Source organism: Halomonas sp. SIMBA_159 (genome assembly GCF_046536035.1).
GTDB lineage: Bacteria > Pseudomonadota > Gammaproteobacteria > Pseudomonadales > Halomonadaceae > Vreelandella > Vreelandella venusta_A.
This window is the reverse complement of record NZ_JAWJBT010001182.1, coordinates 1-250: the sequence shown is the minus strand read 5'-3', so window position 1 is coordinate 250 and position 250 is coordinate 1. Positions and strand designations below refer to the sequence as shown.

At 44.0% G+C, this 250-nt stretch carries 1 protein-coding gene; it reads left to right on the top strand.

Annotated features, from left to right (window positions below; genetic code table 11):
* Nucleotides 1-250: hypothetical protein (locus tag R0J87_RS22995; protein WP_498889254.1), on the top strand; the 250-nt coding region annotated here is incomplete at both ends.

The following is a 250-nucleotide window of genomic DNA, read 5'->3' as shown; positions in this document are numbered from 1 at the left end:
GTTCTACGTCATTTAATACTGACCCATTCCAGATCGTTGCTGGGATCGAAGGTTTTATCAATGACAGCTGGGCGTATGATGTATCAATCCAGCATGGTGAAACAAACCGTGTAAACACTAACGCTGGTTATACAAACGTTGCTAACATCGCTAATGCGTTAAACGCGGTTTCTGAAACAGAATGTTTAACCGGTGGCGCTGGCTGTGTGCCATTAAACGTGTTTGGTGGTTTTGGTACTATCACACCTGA